At 71.2% G+C, this 15,466-nt stretch carries 13 protein-coding genes; 10 read left to right on the top strand and 3 right to left on the bottom strand.

The window, feature by feature from the left end:
- A partial coding sequence (locus tag MXD60_RS15680) for a hypothetical protein (protein ID WP_248819840.1) occupies positions 1-280 on the top strand: 280 nt, incomplete at its 5' end.
- A gap of 345 nt (positions 281-625) precedes the next feature.
- Here MXD60_RS15680 and MXD60_RS15685 read toward each other — a convergent pair.
- Entirely contained in the window at positions 626-1,735 is a 1,110-nt protein-coding gene (locus MXD60_RS15685) for a sugar ABC transporter substrate-binding protein (protein ID WP_248819841.1), read from the bottom strand.
- Positions 1,736-2,031: 296 nt separating this feature from the next.
- Between MXD60_RS15685 and MXD60_RS15690 the strand changes: the two genes are divergently transcribed.
- The 9 genes from MXD60_RS15690 (at position 2,032) to MXD60_RS15730 (ending at position 11,767) form a co-directional block, all read left to right on the top strand.
- A complete protein-coding gene (locus tag MXD60_RS15690; protein WP_248819842.1) occupies positions 2,032-2,364 on the top strand; it encodes a hypothetical protein in 333 nt (110 codons plus the stop codon).
- Positions 2,365-3,050: 686 nt separating this feature from the next.
- Entirely contained in the window at positions 3,051-4,019 is a 969-nt protein-coding gene (locus MXD60_RS15695; RefSeq protein WP_283098437.1) for a LysR family transcriptional regulator, read from the top strand.
- 281 nt (positions 4,020-4,300) lie between these two features.
- Positions 4,301-5,335 (top strand): C-terminal binding protein, encoded by a 1,035-nt coding sequence (locus tag MXD60_RS15700; RefSeq protein WP_248819845.1) that lies wholly within the window; start codon positions 4,301-4,303, stop codon positions 5,333-5,335.
- Positions 5,332-6,324: a phosphotransferase family protein gene (locus MXD60_RS15705; RefSeq protein ID WP_248819847.1), complete on the top strand. Its 993-nt coding sequence runs from the start codon at positions 5,332-5,334 to the stop codon at positions 6,322-6,324. Before MXD60_RS15700 ends, MXD60_RS15705 begins: the two co-directional genes overlap by 4 nt.
- Complete coding sequence (eno, locus tag MXD60_RS15710; RefSeq protein ID WP_248819849.1) at positions 6,321-7,652, top strand: phosphopyruvate hydratase; 1,332 nt, start codon at positions 6,321-6,323, stop codon at positions 7,650-7,652. Before MXD60_RS15705 ends, eno begins: the two co-directional genes overlap by 4 nt.
- The gene (locus tag MXD60_RS15715; RefSeq protein ID WP_248819851.1) at positions 7,649-8,623 is read left to right on the top strand and encodes a fumarylacetoacetate hydrolase family protein; all 975 of its coding nucleotides are present in this window, start codon (positions 7,649-7,651) and stop codon (positions 8,621-8,623) included. Before eno ends, MXD60_RS15715 begins: the two co-directional genes overlap by 4 nt.
- Positions 8,624-8,688: 65 nt before the next feature.
- Positions 8,689-9,564 (top strand): flavin reductase family protein, encoded by an 876-nt coding sequence (locus MXD60_RS15720; RefSeq protein WP_248819853.1) that lies wholly within the window; start codon positions 8,689-8,691, stop codon positions 9,562-9,564.
- Positions 9,565-9,676: 112 nt separating this feature from the next.
- Positions 9,677-10,606 (top strand): VOC family protein, encoded by a 930-nt coding sequence (locus MXD60_RS15725; protein WP_248819855.1) that lies wholly within the window; start codon positions 9,677-9,679, stop codon positions 10,604-10,606.
- Positions 10,607-10,636: 30 nt separating this feature from the next.
- A complete protein-coding gene (locus MXD60_RS15730; RefSeq protein ID WP_248819857.1) occupies positions 10,637-11,767 on the top strand; it encodes an FAD-dependent monooxygenase in 1,131 nt (376 codons plus the stop codon).
- A 138-nt stretch (positions 11,768-11,905) separates the two neighbouring features.
- On the opposite strand, the gene MXD60_RS15735 is transcribed toward MXD60_RS15730, so the two are convergent.
- Together MXD60_RS15735 and MXD60_RS15740 are read right to left on the bottom strand one after the other, a co-directional pair.
- The gene (locus MXD60_RS15735; RefSeq protein WP_248819859.1) at positions 11,906-12,601 is read right to left on the bottom strand and encodes an ABC transporter ATP-binding protein; all 696 of its coding nucleotides are present in this window, start codon (positions 12,599-12,601) and stop codon (positions 11,906-11,908) included.
- 7 nt (positions 12,602-12,608) lie between these two features.
- Complete coding sequence (locus MXD60_RS15740; protein WP_248819861.1) at positions 12,609-15,365, bottom strand: ABC transporter permease subunit; 2,757 nt, start codon at positions 15,363-15,365, stop codon at positions 12,609-12,611.
- Between the last annotated feature and the right edge of the window lie 101 nt (positions 15,366-15,466).

The raw sequence follows: 15,466 nt of genomic DNA on the forward strand, positions 1-15,466 counted from the left end.
AGCAACACCCACGACGTGTCCCCTCAACACAAACCCCAAGGTCAGCGGGCTACAGCCGCCCACCCCTGAATGGACACACCCGCAGTACACCGGTGGCACCACCAAATGGTCCGGCTCGGAGTTCGTCCGCTGGCTCGCCGCCCACCACCCCGACCTCGCCCACCACCCCGACCTCGCCCACCACCCCGACCTCGCCCACCACACCTCTCACCCGCTGCGCCCCGCAGGTGAGATCGTTCCGCAGTACCACGGTGGTACCTACACCACGAGCGAACCGTGAGGTGAGCCCGGCCGGGGTGTAGAACGCACCGCTGCCGGCGTTGTTGTTCACCACCACCAGTTCCCTCGCGCCGGAGGATGTCCCGGCCACCGCGTCGTGCGGCGACGCAACCCTCTCGACCCTGGTTGTCCTTCCGGTTCGCCCTCGTCCCGTGCCCGCGAGGGTGGGCAGCCCGGCCGTCGGGCGGACCGGGCAGACAGGTTGGCGGCCGGCTGCCCGAAGGCAGCCGGCCGCCAACCTCAGGCTCGGCCGTGCGCGTGTGCGGTCGGGTACCGCTGTGCGGTGGTCAGCCTGTTTCCTGTCCCTCGCGGCGCGATGCCAGCGGTCGCGGCGGCGCCGCCGCGGTCACGACAGCCGCCACGACGCCCGGAAAGCACTGCTCCAGGTGTCGCCACCGAAGATCACGCCACTGTCGATCGCCTCCTGCGCGACCCTCACGTCCCTGATGTTGGACGTGTCGAAGATGCGGAAGGGCGCGTCCAACCGGTCCCACGTCTTTGCTCCGGTCAGCACCCGCAGGGTCTGGTCGGCGACCGCCCAGCCGGCATAGCTCGGGCTGACCTGGATTTCGGCCCGCTGGTACGGCCCGTTTGCCACCCGCTGCAGAGCGGCCAGGTCGCCGATGGCACCGACGAGCTTGACGCTCTTGCCGCGCGGCGAGTTCTGCAGTCCCGGAACGATGTACTGCACGTTGGCGTCGAACTCGGAGAGGACATAATTGATCTTGGGGTCCTTGAGCAGGGCGGTGCTCACCTGCGTGCCGAGGTTGTTGAGCTGCGCGGCCGTGATGCTGGTGATCTGGACCTTGCAGGCGGGGCAGTTCTTGTCGAACGTCGGCTTCATGTATTCCTGGACGTACTTGGCCTGCAGTGGCGTGTCGTTCTGCTGCACGAGAAGGACGTTCGCCTTACCGCCGGAGTCAGCGATCACCCAGTTGGCCGCGGTCTGCAGCATTTCCGGTCCCCCGGTGCCAGCGTAGGTCACGCCGTTCGCCGCGGGCAGCCCCTCTCCTTCGGCCGAGATGATCTGGACGCCGGCGCCCTTGAGGGCGTTGGCGCCCTGGCCGATGAGGTCGACGGGAATGTTGTCGAGCACGATGGCGTCGTAGTGCTGGCTGATGGCCTGGGTCACGCACGCGGCGATGTTCGCGGGCGTCAGGTTGCCGTCACAGCCATCCACTGTGGTACCGGCGTCGGCGGTGGCCGTCTGCATGGTCTTCAGGACTGCCTGGAAATAGGGGATCTTCAGACTGATCGCGGTGTAGAGGACCTTCTTGCCCTTGGCCTTCGCGATCTGATCGATGGGTGACAGGTCAGCCTTGAACGTCTGCGCACCGAGGCGGCTGTCGACAGCCTTCCTGGCGGCCGCGACGGCCGAATCGCTGCCGGAGCCGGCGGTGCGGTCGACCGAGGACGACGAGGAACTACATCCGGTCGCGGCGATCGTGACGGTCATCGGAACCGCGACCGCGAGAAGCGACCATCGGAGACGTAAGGATCTGGAGTACATGGAATCGCCTTCTGTCAGTGTTGGACGCTGTTTCGAATCCCGGGTTTCATCACGTGCCGACACCCTGTGCGTTCAGTGCGAGGTGACTCCGCGGCGCAGCAGGGTTGAGACGGTCGCCGCGAGGACCAGGGCGGCCCCGAGGAAGAAGTCGCTGATCCAGCCGGAAAGCCCGAGGATCTGCGGGCCGACGATGGCGGTGTTGAGAAAGAAGACCGCGATCCACCCGGCCGTCGCGCGGGACGGTGACCGAGTCCGACGAGGACGCCCGCGCCCCCGCGCGGGATCTGGACCGCCCGCGCGATCGCGACGATGGCGCGGTCCGCGGCGCTGAGCCCGCCGACGAGCGCGTCGACGTCGATCGAGCTGCCCAGTCGATCGAGGGTGCGCCGGGCGGCGGCACGCTCCCCGCGCGTGTCGACACGGCGGGAGAGGCGTCCGTGGCTGAACCGGCCGATGCGGATGTTCTCCACGACCGTCGCGGCGTCGACCGGATTCAGATCCCGATGGACGAACGCGATACCGAGTTCGTCGAGTTCGTGGGTCGACAGCGGGAAGTCGTCTTCGGCTCCCGGTGAAGGCCCCGGCGAGCGGCTCGCCCGGCCCGGTTCCCTTCCGCTGGTGATACAGGTCACAGACGGAAAGGTAGGCCCGCCCCACCCCTCCCCGCCAACACACATCAGGAATGCCAGCCATTCACTCGGACGATGTGCGGCAGGCGGCGAACGTGAACGCGGCCAGAGATCGCCCGGTCGCCGTCGGAGCGCAGGCCGTGACCGTCGCCGCGGCCACGGGGCTCCGGTGGGGTGACCGGCTCGGGCAGCTGCGCGGCCCTGTCGCCGCCCTCCACGGCGGCCCTCGGCCATCGTGACCGGACTGCCGCGGGACGCCGTCGTCCGCGACCGACAGCCCGTGCGGCAGCCCCCTCTGCTCGGCGGTGTCCATCCCCGTCGAGCTCAGGGTGTGCGCGGGGTTGACCCGGCGCTTCCAGCCGAACGGGGGGCCGTGTTCGTCGCAGGGGAGGGAACGCTGAACGAGTCCCCACGCCGGATCAGGTTCGCGGCCTCGGCGCAGCGTCGCGTCGCAGCGTCGCGTCGCGGACGTTCACCGTGCCGCGGGGGCTGCCTCGGGGACCGCCGTGTGGGCGTGGACATCGATGGCGGGTAAAGGTGGCGCGCCATCACTCCTTGTGAAATTTTGGCGACGCTTGGCTGAACCCAGTGGGAAGCGCGCCTTGACATCGGATGCTTCGGGACTCAGCGTGATGACCGCCGCCGGCGAAGGGTTGGAATGGCCCGTGAAACTCGGTCAGATAGACCTCAATCTGTTAGTTGTTCTGGACGCTCTGTTACGAGAGAAGAACGTGACCCGGGCGGCGGAGAGCCTGCACCTCTCCCAGCCGGCCACCAGTACGGCACTCGCCCGGCTCCGGCGCGTCCTCGGCGACGAACTGCTCCACAAGAACGGCCGCTATCTTGAGCTCACCCCCCGGGCGGAGTCGCTCATCGAGCCGGTGCGGGAGGTACTGGCGACGATCGAGCAGACGATCGCCCAGCCGCCGACCTTCGATCCCACCACCAACGCGCGCTGCTTCTCGGTCATCGGCAGCGACTACGTCGGCGCGACTCTCCTGCGGCCCCTGATCGCACGTCTCACCGGACTGGCCGCGGGCTCCCAGGTGGACGCCGCCCCGGTCGGCATGCGCTACGTGGAGGCCCTCAACCGGGACGAGATCGACGTCGCGATCCTTCCCGACCGGATCGTCGACGAATCCCTGATCCCGGGCTGCTCGCGGATGCCGGTCATCGTGGAACGGTTCGTCGGGGTGGTGTGGCGCGATCATCCCCACGCCGAGGACCGTCTCACCGCCGACCTGCTGGGCCGCTCGCCCTATCTCGGGTATGTCGCCCAGGGGCAGCGCGCCATCGTGGAGAAGGACCTGGACGCCGCCGGCTGCACGCGCCGGGTGGCGGCCACCGCGAGCAGCATGGTGACCATGGCCTTCCTCCTGGCGGGAACGGACCTGGTGGCGGTGCTGCCGGAACGGCTGGCCAGGCGGGTCGCCGTGGCTGCGGAGATCCGGCCGCTGGAGCCCGAGATGCCGCTGCAGCCACTGCGCGAGTCGGCGTACTGGCACGCACGACGCGCGCGGGACCCCGGCCACGTCTGGCTGCGTGAGCAGCTGTTCGCCGTGGCCCGGGTGGAGTTTCCCCAGGCCGCCGCGGCGGGGTGAGACCCTCCGGCCATCCCGGCGCCGCGTGGGCCACAGGCATCGCGGGACTCCTGCGTCCACCATCAGTGACGGGACGGGCGGCGCGGCGAACATGCCGCGGTCGACATCGTTGAATCTCTCCAGGGAATGGCCGGCGGGGGTTCCTGCCGGCCGGTCCGTCGGCCCGTGCGGCCGGACGGCAGTCATCGCGGCCGTGAATCGCAGCCACTCACCTTCTGTATTTCCGCCGGAGCATCGCCCTGTCTAACGTTGGGCGCACGCGACCACAAGGAGCCGATGCGATGGACTCACTTCACAGCGAGGGCGGCGACGAACCTGGGCTCGCGCGGCCGAAGGTGCTGGCGACAGACATCGCATGGCCCACGGATGCCGTGGAACGCGCGGTGCTGGCCGCCGCCGGGGCCACGCTCGTGCTGGCACCAACGGGCGACGTCGCCGAACTGAGCGCCCTCGCCGCCGACGTCGATGCCATTCTCACCTGCTTCGCGAAGGTTCCCGCCGAGGTACTGGACGCGGCGCCGCGATGCCGCACCATTGCCCGCTACGGCGTCGGGGTGGACAACATTGACGTCGAACACGCCACCCGGCTCGGGATGGTGGTCAGCAACGTTCCGGCCTACTGCACCGAGGAGGTCGCCGACTCGACACTTCTGGCCATCCTCGCGCTCGCCCGCAGACTGATCCCGCTGACCCGGGACGTCGCGGCGGGCGGCTGGGGCCAGTCCGTACCAGGAACGTCGGTCCGGCTCAGAGGTAAAGTGCTCGGTCTCGTCGGGCTGGGCGAGATCGCCCGCGCGCTCGTGCCGCGCGCGCGGGCGATCGGTCTGGACGTCATGGCGTTCAGCCGCTCGAACAGCGCCGAGCCCGGAATCCGCCGCGCGGCCTCGTTGGCGGAGCTGCTCGGCGAGGCCGACATCGTGTCCCTGCACGTGCCGCTGACCGACGACACCCGTCATCTCATCGGGGCCGGGCAGCTCGCCGCGATGAAGCCGACGGCGTGGCTGGTGAACACCGCCCGCGGTGGCCTCGTCGACACGGCGGCGCTGCTCGACGCGCTCGACACCGGGGCGATCGCGGGCGCCGCGCTGGACGTGACCGACCCCGAGCGGCTGCCTGTCGACCATCCGCTGCGTCGCCGCGACGACGTCGTGCTCACCCCGCACACCGCCTTCTCCTCGGACGGCTCGCTCGCCGAACTGGCGAGCAGGGCCGCCGGCAACGTCGTCGACGTGCTGCGGGGCCGGGTTCCGCACAGCGTCGTGAACCCCGAGGTGCTGGGCAGCGCCGCCCTGCGGGCACCGTTGGAACCGCGGTGACCGCGCCGGCGGTCCTGGACACCGCCGCGCTGACCCGCCATCTGGTGGGGCGTGGGCTCGTCTCCTCCCCCCTCGACGTCGAGGTGCGCGGGCTGGCCGGGGGAGTGTCCAACGACGTCGTCGCGGTCCGCGCGCCCGGTTTCGACGCGGTGGTCAAACGGGCGCTGGGCCGGCTGCGGGTCACCGAGGAATGGCTCGCCGACCCGGCCCGCATCGACACGGAGGGCCGGGCGCTGCGGCTGGCCGGCCGGCTCGTGCCCGGGGCCGTCCCCGCGGTCATCGACCTGGCCGGCGGCTACCTGGTCATCGAACGAGCCCCGCGGACGTGGCGAACCTGGAAGCAGGATCTGCTCGCCGGCACGGTGGACGTCGCCGTGGCCGAACAGCTCGGCCGGGTGCTGGGCCGCTGGCAGCGCGCGACGGCGGGCGACGGCGACGTGGCGGACGCCTTCGGGGATGTCACAACCTTCGCTCAGTTACGCGTCGACCCGTTCCACCGCACGGTCGCGCGCAGGCACCCTGACCTGGCCGATCCGATCCGCCAGACAGTCGAGATCATGGCGGCGAGCCGAACCTGCCTCGTGCACGGCGACTACACCCCGAAGAACGTGCTGGTCGGCTCCGCGGCCACCGATCTGTGGGTGATCGACTGGGAGGTCGCGCACGTCGGTGACCCGACCTTCGATCCGGCCTGGACGGTCGGCCACCTGCTGCTGAAATCGGTCCACCGACCGACCTCGGCGCCGGCGTACGCGGCGGCGGCCAGGGCGTTCCTCGCCGGCCTCGAGGCCGAGCGGCCTGGCGCCGTGCCGCTCGACCCGGCCCAGCTCATCAGGCAGACCGGCTGCCTGCTGCTGGCCCGGGTCGACGGCAGGAGCCCCGCGGACTACCTCACCGCGGTCGGGCGCAGCCAGGTCCGCTCACTCGGCCGCGGCCTCCTGCTCGACCCACCCCCCACCCTGACCGATGCCTGGGAGCGGCTCACATGAGCGACACCACCATCACCGGCCTGCTCGCCTGGGAGGCACTGGACTCCCGCGGCCGGCCCACGGTCGGCTGCGAGGTCCGCCTCGACGGCGGGGCCACCGGGTCGGCAACGGTGCCCTCCGGCGCCTCGACCGGTCGCCACGAGGCCCGGGAGCTGCGCGACGGCGGCCAGCGGTACGGCGGCCAGGGGGTGCGCTCGGCGGTCGCCCACGTCGCCGGGGAGATCAACGACGCCGTCCGCGGCCTCGACGGCACCGACCAGGGCGCCCTCGACGAGCGGCTGCGCGCCCTCGACGGAACCTCGGACCTGCGCCGCCTCGGCGCGAACGCCGTCCTGTCCGTGTCGGTGGCCGCGGCGGTCGCCAGCGCGCGGCAACGCGGCGTGCCGCTGTTCAGGGCGGTGGCTGACGCCGATGACGCCGCGTTGCTGCCGCTGCCCATGGTCAACATCATCTCCGGCGGCGCGCATGCGGGTCGCTCGATCGACGTGCAGGACTTCCTCGCGGTCCCGCTGGGAGCGACCTCGTTCGCCGAGGCGATCGAGTGGGCGGCCCGGGTCCGCGCCGGCACCGCCGAGGAACTGGCCGCCCGGGGCCTGCCGGTGGCCCTGGTCGCCGACGAGGGCGGTCTCGGTCCGCTGCTGCCCACCAACCGATCGGCGCTGGACCTCCTCGTCGCCGGGGTCGAGCGGGCCGGGCTGCGGCCCGGCGCGGACATCGGTATCGCCATCGACATCGCCGCCAGCCAGTTCGTGCGCGAGGACGGGCGCTACACGCTCGCCAAGGAGGCCCGCGAACTGAGCGCCGGCGAGCTGGTCGACGAGCTGGCCGACTGGTGCGCCAGCTATCCGATCGTCTCCCTGGAGGACCCGCTCGCCGAGGACGACTGGGCCGGCTGGCGCACGGCCACCGAGCGCCTCGGCGGGCACCAGCTGCTGGGCGACGACCTGTTCGTCACCAACCCCGACCGGCTGGCGCGCGGCATCGACGAGCGGGTCGCCAACGCGGTCCTCGTCAAGCCCAACCAGATCGGCACGCTGAGCACGGCCCGTGCCGTCGTGCGCCGGGCGCACGCCACCGGGTACGCGACCGTCCTGTCGGCCCGGTCCGGCGAGACCGAGGACGACTGGCTGGCCGACCTCGCCGTCGGCTGGCGCACCGGCCAGATCAAGGTCGGTTCCACCATGCGCTCGGAGCGCACCGCGAAGTGGAACCGGCTGCTGCGGATCGAATCCGAGCTGGGCGAGCGGGCCGAGTACGCCGGTCGGGCCGCGCTGGCACACGCCCAACTCCCATATGAGCACCAGTCCGGGGACGAGAGGGCATCATGACGCGATCAGTCGATGGTCATGCACTTGGTCGGTTCGATGACGGCGCCGGGGCGTTCACCGGCCTGGCCGTCGGCGACCGGGTCCTGCGGCTCACCGACGACAGCCTGGTGAAGGGGCCCGCCACCTACCTCGCCCTGCTCGAGGAATGGGCGACGGTGTCGGCGGCCCTGCCCCGGCTGGCCGCGCAGGCCGGCCCGGGCGACGGTCTGCCGATCGGCGACCTGCACGTCCTGGCACCGGTCGAGCCCCGGCAGATCTTCCAGGCCGGCGCGAACTACCGGTCCCACGTGGCACAGATCATCCTCTCCAGCAGGGCGCCCGGCGACCTGCGGTCGGACGACGAGCTGCGCCGCGCCGCCGAGCAGGAGATGGACGAGAAGGTCCGCCGCGGCAACCCGTTCGTCTTCGCCGGCCTGCCCACCGCCCTCTGCGGCCCGGACGACGACGTGCTGCTCCCGCCGGAGTCGACGCAGGTCGACTGGGAGACGGAGCTGGCCGTCGTGATCGGCGCCCGTGCGCACCGGGTACCGGCGCGGCGGGCGATGGACCATGTCGCCGGCTACACGGTCTGCAACGACGTCAGCGCCCGCGACCTCCAGTTCACCCCCGAGAACCGGGTGCTCGGCGGCGACTGGATACGGGCCAAGAACCGCCCGACCTTCCTGCCCACCGGGCCCTTCCTGGTCCCGGCCGAGCAGATCTCCGACCACCGCCAGCTTCGCATCACCTTCGACCTCAACGGCGAGCGCAGGCAGGACGATGTGCCGGCCAGCATGCTGTTCGACGTCCCCAGCCTGATCGCCGCGGTCTCGGCCGCCACCACGTTGCTGCCCGGGGACCTGCTGCTCACGGGCAGCCCGGCCGGCAACGGCGGCCACTGGCGGCGCTGGCTGCAACCGGGCGACGTCATGGAGGCGGCCATCACCGGCCTCGGCGGGCACCGCAACCGCTGCGTCCCGGAGGAGGTCTGACGTCCACGCCTGTCGATGACGGCCGCACGCTGGTCGTCGACTCCCTGCGGCCCGTCGCCGACCGGATGGTCGAGCTCGTCCTGGCGGCCACGGACGAGCAACGCCTGCCCCGCTGGGCGCCGGGGGGCCATGTCGACCTGGTGCTGCCGACCGGTCTGACCCGGCCCTACTCCCTGGCGGGCGATCCGGACGACGACCGTAGCTGGCGGCTGCTGGTCGCCCGGTCCCCGACGGCGGGCGACGGCGCGGGGAACTACATCCACGACGTGCTGCGCACCGGTGAGCGCCTGCGGGTCCGCGGTCCTCGCCACCTGTTCTCCCTCGGCGGCGGTGCCCGCTACCTGTTCCTCGCCGCCGGCGCCGGGATCGCGCCGCTGCTGCCCATGGTCCGCCGGGTCCGCGCCGCCCGCGTCTACCCCTGGTCGCTGGTCCACGTGGACGGCTCGTCGCGGTACACGGCGCTGCGCGAGGAGGTCGAGAGTCTCGGCGCGACCTCCCGGTCCAGCCCCGCGCGCCGCGCCGCCGTGCGCGCGCTCGCCGACGCCCACCCCGACACGGCGGTGTACGCGTGCGGGAGCAGCCGGTTCGTCGACGAACTGGCGCGGGCGGCGCCGCGTGGAGTCGACCTGCACCGGCAGCGGTTCGACGCGCCCGGCGGCGGCCCTGGCGCCGGGCGTGCCTACGAGGTCGTCCTGGCGCGACAGGGCGAACGGATCCGGGTCGAGCCGGGCACCCGGCTGCTTTCGGCACTGCACCAGGCCGGTGTCGAGGTGCCCGTGTCCTGCGGCACCGGCAACTGCGGCGCCTGCCTGGTCCGCGTGCTCGGCGGCGCCATCGAACACCACGACCGCGTTCTCACCGACCTCGAACGCAAAGAGGGTCGGCAGATCGTGTCGTGTGTGTCCACCGCCGCCGGACCGCAACTGGTCCTCGACCTGTAGACGGCACATGCGCCTGGTGGATCAGAGGAATCACTAAGTCGCATTTCCGGTTGGCGCGGCCTGTTCCTAACGTCGTTGCCATCACCGGTCACAGACAACAGCGGAGGGCCCCGTGGGCAGTCTGATCGCGAAGTTGGGGTACGTGGGCATCCAGACGCCCCGGCACGAGGAAATGCGGACCTGGGGCCCGGAGGTGCTGGGTTGCATGCTCGGGCCCGATGGCGAGGACGGCGCGGTCCGCCTCAAAATCGACGACGCCGACTACCGGCTTTCGTTTCACCCGGGCGAGGAGCACCGCATGCTTTTCGCCGGCTGGGAGGTGCTCAACCATCGCGATCTCGACGCCGCGGTGAACCGCCTGGAGGGGGCGGGCGCGAAGCCCCGCTTCGCCGAAAAGGAGGTGGCACGGGCTCGCGGGGTCGACCAGCTCGTCCAGTTCGAGGACCCGTTCGGCCAGCCGCTGGAGCTGTTCTGCTACCAGGAGTCGAACTACCACTTCTGGCATCCGCCGCGACCGCACGCCGGGTTCGTCACCGAGGAGCAGGGGCTCGGTCACGTCGTGTTCGTGGTGCCCGACGCGCGCCGGGCCGTCGACTTCTACATCGACGCGATGGGCTTCGTCCCGAGCGAGATCCTGACCATGATGGAGCCGCTTGGGGAGATGTGGTTTCTGCGGGTCAACCCCCGCCATCACAGCGTCGCGTTCCTCGAGATGCCGAACTCGGTCGGGCTGCACCATGTCTACCTGGAGTCGGTCGACATCGACGACGTCGGCTACTCGTACTTCGACGTGCTCGGCGGAGACGCGAACCCTGACCTGCAGATGGCCTTCGGCCGGCACATCGGGGACCAGGTCATCTCCTACTACGTGCACACCCCGGGCGGTTTCATGATCGAGTACGGCTGGGGTGGCCTCGCGGTCGACGAGTCGGTGAAGCGCTCCCCGAACAATCTCAACTTTCGCAAGGGAAAGCGGATGGAGATGTGGGGGCACAAGTTCCGGTTCCAGCCCAACGAGACCGTGCACCCCTACCAGCCCTGAGCTCGCCGGATTCGGAAGAAGGAGCCAACCATGTCTGCCGTCAACAATGTCCTGGTCGTCGGGGGTGGTGTGGCCGGAACCGCGGTGGCGATTCTGCTGGCCGAGGCCGGGACCGCCGTGGAGCTGGTCGAGATCAAGTCCGAGGTCACCGCCATCGGCTCCGGGATCACCCTGCAGGGAAACGCACTGCGCGTGTTACGCCAGCTCGGCGTCCTCGAGAGCTGCGCGGCGCTGGGATACGAGTCCATGAAACTCGTGGTGCGGGCGCCGGACCCGCGGGCGACCATCGTGGCCGAGCTGGACGACATTCCGTTCGGCGGCCCTGACCTGCCCTCGTCCATGGGCATGTACCGACCCGACCTCGCCCGGATCCTGATGGACCGCGCCGAGCAGGCGGGCGTCAAAATCCGCTACTCGACCACCACGGAATCTCTCGAGCAGGACGGGGCCGGCGTCGAGGTTCGTTTCTCGACCGGCTCTTCGGGTCGCTACGACCTCGTCATCGGCGCCGACGGGGTCCGCTCGTGGACCCGCCGCATGCTGGAGATTCCGCTGGAGACGCGATCCCTCGGTATGGGCGCCTGGCGGATGTTCGGGCCGCGGCCGGCCGACGTCACCTCGTCCCAGGCCGTCTTCGGCGGCCCCTGTTATATCGCCGGGGTGACGCCCACCTCGGCGACCAGCGCTTACTGGTTCCTGGTGGAACCCGCCCAGGACCGCACGACGCAGACGCCGCGGGAGCGGCTGGCGGACTTCCTCGAGCTCTTCGGGGCCTACCACGGCCCCTGGGACGAGGCGCGCGATGCTTTCACCGATCCACAGCACCTCAACTACACCTGGTTCGAAGCCCACCTGCTGGACGCGCCCTGGAATCGCGGCCGCGTCGTGCTGATCGGTGACGCGGCGCATGTGTGCCCGCCCACGCTCGCGCAGGGCGCCGCCGCTGGCCTGGAGGACGCCGCGGTTCTGGCCGAGCTCCTCACCACCTCGACCGCGGTCGACGACCGGTTGTGGGCGGCGTTCACCGCACGCCGGTATGAACGTGTGAAAACGGTTGTCGAGGCCTCGGTACAGATGGCGCAGTGGAATCTCGACCACGTCCAGGGAGATGTCCCCGGGCTCACCCGCGCGATCGCCGCACTCGTCAGCCAGCCGGCCTGAGAACCCACAGGCGCGAACATCCCGCAGGTCCAGGAACGAACGCGAGATCCGCCCCTCGCCGGGGCCTGCTGGTCCGGGTCGCGGGACGAGGCCCGTGTCGATGAGGCCCTGGCTGGTCAGGCCGCGGCGGGGGGTGGCCTACGACGGGAGACCGAGGTACCCGCGGTAGATCTCGTCCGCGCTGACCTCGTCCGCGCGGCCCGCATGGACGACGCGGCCCTGGCTGAGTACGTACACCCGGTCGGCCAGGGCGAGCGCCCGCTGCGCGTACTGCTCGACGACGACCAGCGAGACGCCGCGCCGGGCGAGCTGGCCCAGCGCGGCGTAGATCGTGTCGACGACGATCGGGGCGAGGCCGAGAGACGCCTCGTCGACCAGGACCGCTGAGGGCTCCGTGAGGTAGGCCCGCAGGAGGGCCAGCATCTGCTGCTCGCCGCCGGACAGGCTGCCCGCGGTCTGGGGTAGCCGTGCCGTCAGGACCGGGAACAGCTCGTGCGCCGTCTCGATCGCCGCGTCGAGGCGGCCTCCTCGTGCCTGGACCATCAGGTTCTCCCGGACCGTCAGCGACGGGAAGATGCCCCGGCCTTCGGGGAGCAGGCAGAGGCCGGCGCGGGCGAAGGACTGCGCCGGGCGTCCCGTGAGGTCACGGCCGGCGAACTCGACCCGGCCGGCACGCGGGCGTAGCAGACCGGCAGCGGTGCGCAGCAGGGTCGTCTTGCCGGCACCGTTGGGGCCCAGCAGCGCGACGACCTCCCCTTCGCCGACCGTGAGGTCGACCTCACGAAGGACGGTGGTACCGCCATAGCCGGCGGTCACGGCGTGCATCGACAGCATGGGGCTTTCACCTGTCCGGGGTGACGGGCTCGCGCCCGCGAGAGGAAGTGGCGGGAGCCGGAAGATCTGCCTCGCCACCGAGGTAGGCCGCGCGGACCTGGGGCGAGCGGACCATCTCGTCGGTCGTGCCGGTGAACAGCAGGCTTCCGAAGTCCAGGACGTGGACCCGGTCGCAGACGGCCCGCACCAGGGCCATGTCGTGTTCGACGAGCAGGATGGCGCTGCCGCGTTCGCGGACCACCTCGGTCAGCACCTGGCCGAACTGTTCGGTTTCCGGGCCGTCGAGCCCAGAGGACGGCTCGTCGAGCAGCAGCACGTCGAACCGGCCGGCCAACATGCGGGCGAGCTCGACGAGCCTGCGCTGGCCGATCGGGAGCAACCCGACCTGGGCGTGGGCGAGGTGCTCGATACCGGTCAGCGCCAGCGCCTCGTCGGCCGCGGCGGCGATCGCGCGGGCGGCGCTTCGGGAGCCGAACACCTGGGCCAGCGGGTTGCGGCCCGCCAGCCCCGCCTCACGACCCATCGCCACGTTCTGACGGACAGTCAGGCTGTCGAACAGCTCGGTGCGCTGGAAGGTGCGCCCGAGGCCGCGCCGCGCCCGGCGCGCCGGTCCCTCGCCGGTGACGTCCACTCCGTGTAGCAGGACCCGGCCGGCACCTGGGCGGTTCAGGCCGGTGCAGGCGTTGAAGGTGGTCGTCTTGCCGGCCCCGTTCGGCCCGACCAGCCCGGTGATGACACCGAGCGGGGCTTCGAGGCTCACGCCATCGACAGCCGTCACGCCGCCGAACCGCACGATCAGGTCGCGCACCTCGAGACCGGCACCCGTGGCCGTCCGGGCGGGCGCGGCGGGCCGCGCGGTGGCGGGAACAGACCGGGCCACGGGCACCGACGGCATGACGGCACGCCCACCGAGACGATCGAGCACCCGGCGCAGGCCGGCCGGCACGGTCCCGCCGCGGGTCCCGTAGGCCGAGAGGAGTGCGCCGACGCCGAAGACGAGCTGCAGATAGGTCGCGGCGTCGGCGGACCTGATGTAGCCGGGAAGCACGCTGTAGCCGACGGCGGCGAGCACGGCATACCAGGGTTCGCCCACGGTGACGATGACGACGAGCGCGACCAGCGTGAGCGAGCTGAACGACTGGAAGTAGCTGGCAACGCTGTACTGGTAGAGCATGCCGGTCAGCGCGCCGGCGAGCGAGGCCATCGCGGCGGCGACGCAGAACACCAGCACCTTGAGCACCGTCGTGGTGGTCCCGTGAGTCTCGAGCGCGACCGGGGAATCCGCCATCGCCTCCAGCAGCCGGCCGAGGCGGCCGCGGCCGATCGCGGTCACGGTGAGGACGACGAGAACGACGATCAGCAGGACCAGGTAGTAGAAGCCCTTGTCGCCGGACAGGTCCCAGCTGCCGAGGCGAACCTGGGGCCGGGGGTCCGGGATGCCGAGCGACGTCGTGCCGAACATGAAGTGGCGGGGGTAGAAGACGTCCTCGAGCAGCAGGCCGAACCCCAGCGTCGCCAGTGCGAGGAACACCCCGGACAGTCGGACGGCGGGTATCGAGACCAGCGCTCCGACCGGGATGGCGATGAGTGTGGCGAGCAGCAGAGCCACCAGCCACGGCAGCCCGGCGTCGACGGCAAGGTGGCTGAAAGCCGCCGCGCCGACGGCTGCGAAGCCCAGTTGGCACAGGGAGATCTGGCCGGACTGGCGGACCAGGAGCCCGAGCGACAGAAACAGGATGATGTCGATCAGGGCAGCCGACCAGACGGCGAGATGGCCCGCCTGGATCATCGGCACCACGGCGAGCACCGCGAGCGCGACCAGGCCCGTGGCCACCCGGACGCGCGCTGGTGCCCGGTAGGAATGGCGCGCCGGCCGGGTGGCGGAGGCCCGGCGGCGCTCCAGGCGGCGTCGGGGCAGGACGATGAGCACCACGAACAGCACGAGGAACGGCAGGCTCGGCGGGATGCCGCCGACCCAGCTGACGGTGGCGCCGTACTTGTCGACGATCGCACCGGCGATGCCGATGACCAGCCCGCCGGCGAACGTCAGCGGCAGGTGCGAGAAGTAGCCGATCGCCGCCGCGCCGAACGCCGCGAAGACCGCGATCGTCAGGGCAACCCCGTCCAGGGACAGCGACGGCGCGAGCATCAGGCCGGCGACCGAGGCGAAGACCGCGCCGATGACCCAGGCCCAGCGTCGGACCCGCACCGGGTCGTCGCCGCACATCGCCACGAGGTCCTGGTCGTCCACGACGCCGCGCATGAGGACCCCGAGCCGCACGGACAGGAAGAACCGGTAGAGCACCGCGGAAACGATCAGCGAGAACGCGAACACGATGATCTGTTCCCAGGTGATGTTCACGCCCAGCACCCGCACGGTGGACTGCGGCAGGAAGTGCGGGAACGTCGGCGCCGTGGTGGGGTGCCACAGCTGGCCGAGCGCCGCGACGACCAGGATCAGGCCGACGGTCGCGACCACCTTGATCGTGTCGGTGGCGCGTTCGAGCGACCGCGCCAGCAGTTCCAGGCCGAGCCCGAGCAGCGGGGCGAACACCCCCAGGCTGACCAGCGCGGCCAGTGGCCAGGGCCAGCCGTGCTCCACCCGCAGGAAGTAGAAGAGGAAGACGTCGAGGGCGGCGACGGAACCGTAGGCAAAGTTGAAGATGCCCGACGTCTTGTAGGTCAGGACAAGGCCGATGCCCGCCATGCCGTAGACGGCACCGCTGGCCAGGCCGATGATGAGGAAGGGTGTGAGGTCGTGCACGCCCGCGCTCCGGTTCCTGCTCCAGGCCGGCGCCGGCCACGGGACGTACCCCCGCCCGCGCCCCGCGGGCGGGGGGGGGCATTGTGGGGGCCCCCCCGGGG

The organism is Frankia sp. AgB32 (assembly GCF_023243045.1).
GTDB lineage: Bacteria > Actinomycetota > Actinomycetes > Frankiales > Frankiaceae > Frankia.

What these genes read in the sequence shown, in the direction of transcription:
- MXD60_RS15700 (WP_248819845.1), top strand. Translation starts at nt 4,301, where the DNA reads ATGGACTCACTTCACAGCGAGGGCGGCGACGAACCTGGGCTCGCGCGG.
- MXD60_RS15720 (WP_248819853.1), top strand. Translation starts at nt 8,689, where the DNA reads ATGGTCGAGCTCGTCCTGGCGGCCACGGACGAGCAACGCCTGCCCCGC.
- MXD60_RS15695 (WP_283098437.1), top strand. Translation starts at nt 3,051, where the DNA reads ATGACCGCCGCCGGCGAAGGGTTGGAATGGCCCGTGAAACTCGGTCAG.
- eno (WP_248819849.1), top strand. Translation starts at nt 6,321, where the DNA reads ATGAGCGACACCACCATCACCGGCCTGCTCGCCTGGGAGGCACTGGAC.
- MXD60_RS15730 (WP_248819857.1), top strand. Translation starts at nt 10,637, where the DNA reads ATGTCTGCCGTCAACAATGTCCTGGTCGTCGGGGGTGGTGTGGCCGGA.
- MXD60_RS15685 (WP_248819841.1), bottom strand. Translation starts at nt 1,735, where the DNA reads ATGACCGTCACGATCGCCGCGACCGGATGTAGTTCCTCGTCGTCCTCG.
- MXD60_RS15715 (WP_248819851.1), top strand. Translation starts at nt 7,649, where the DNA reads ATGACGCGATCAGTCGATGGTCATGCACTTGGTCGGTTCGATGACGGC.
- MXD60_RS15735 (WP_248819859.1), bottom strand. Translation starts at nt 12,601, where the DNA reads ATGCTGTCGATGCACGCCGTGACCGCCGGCTATGGCGGTACCACCGTC.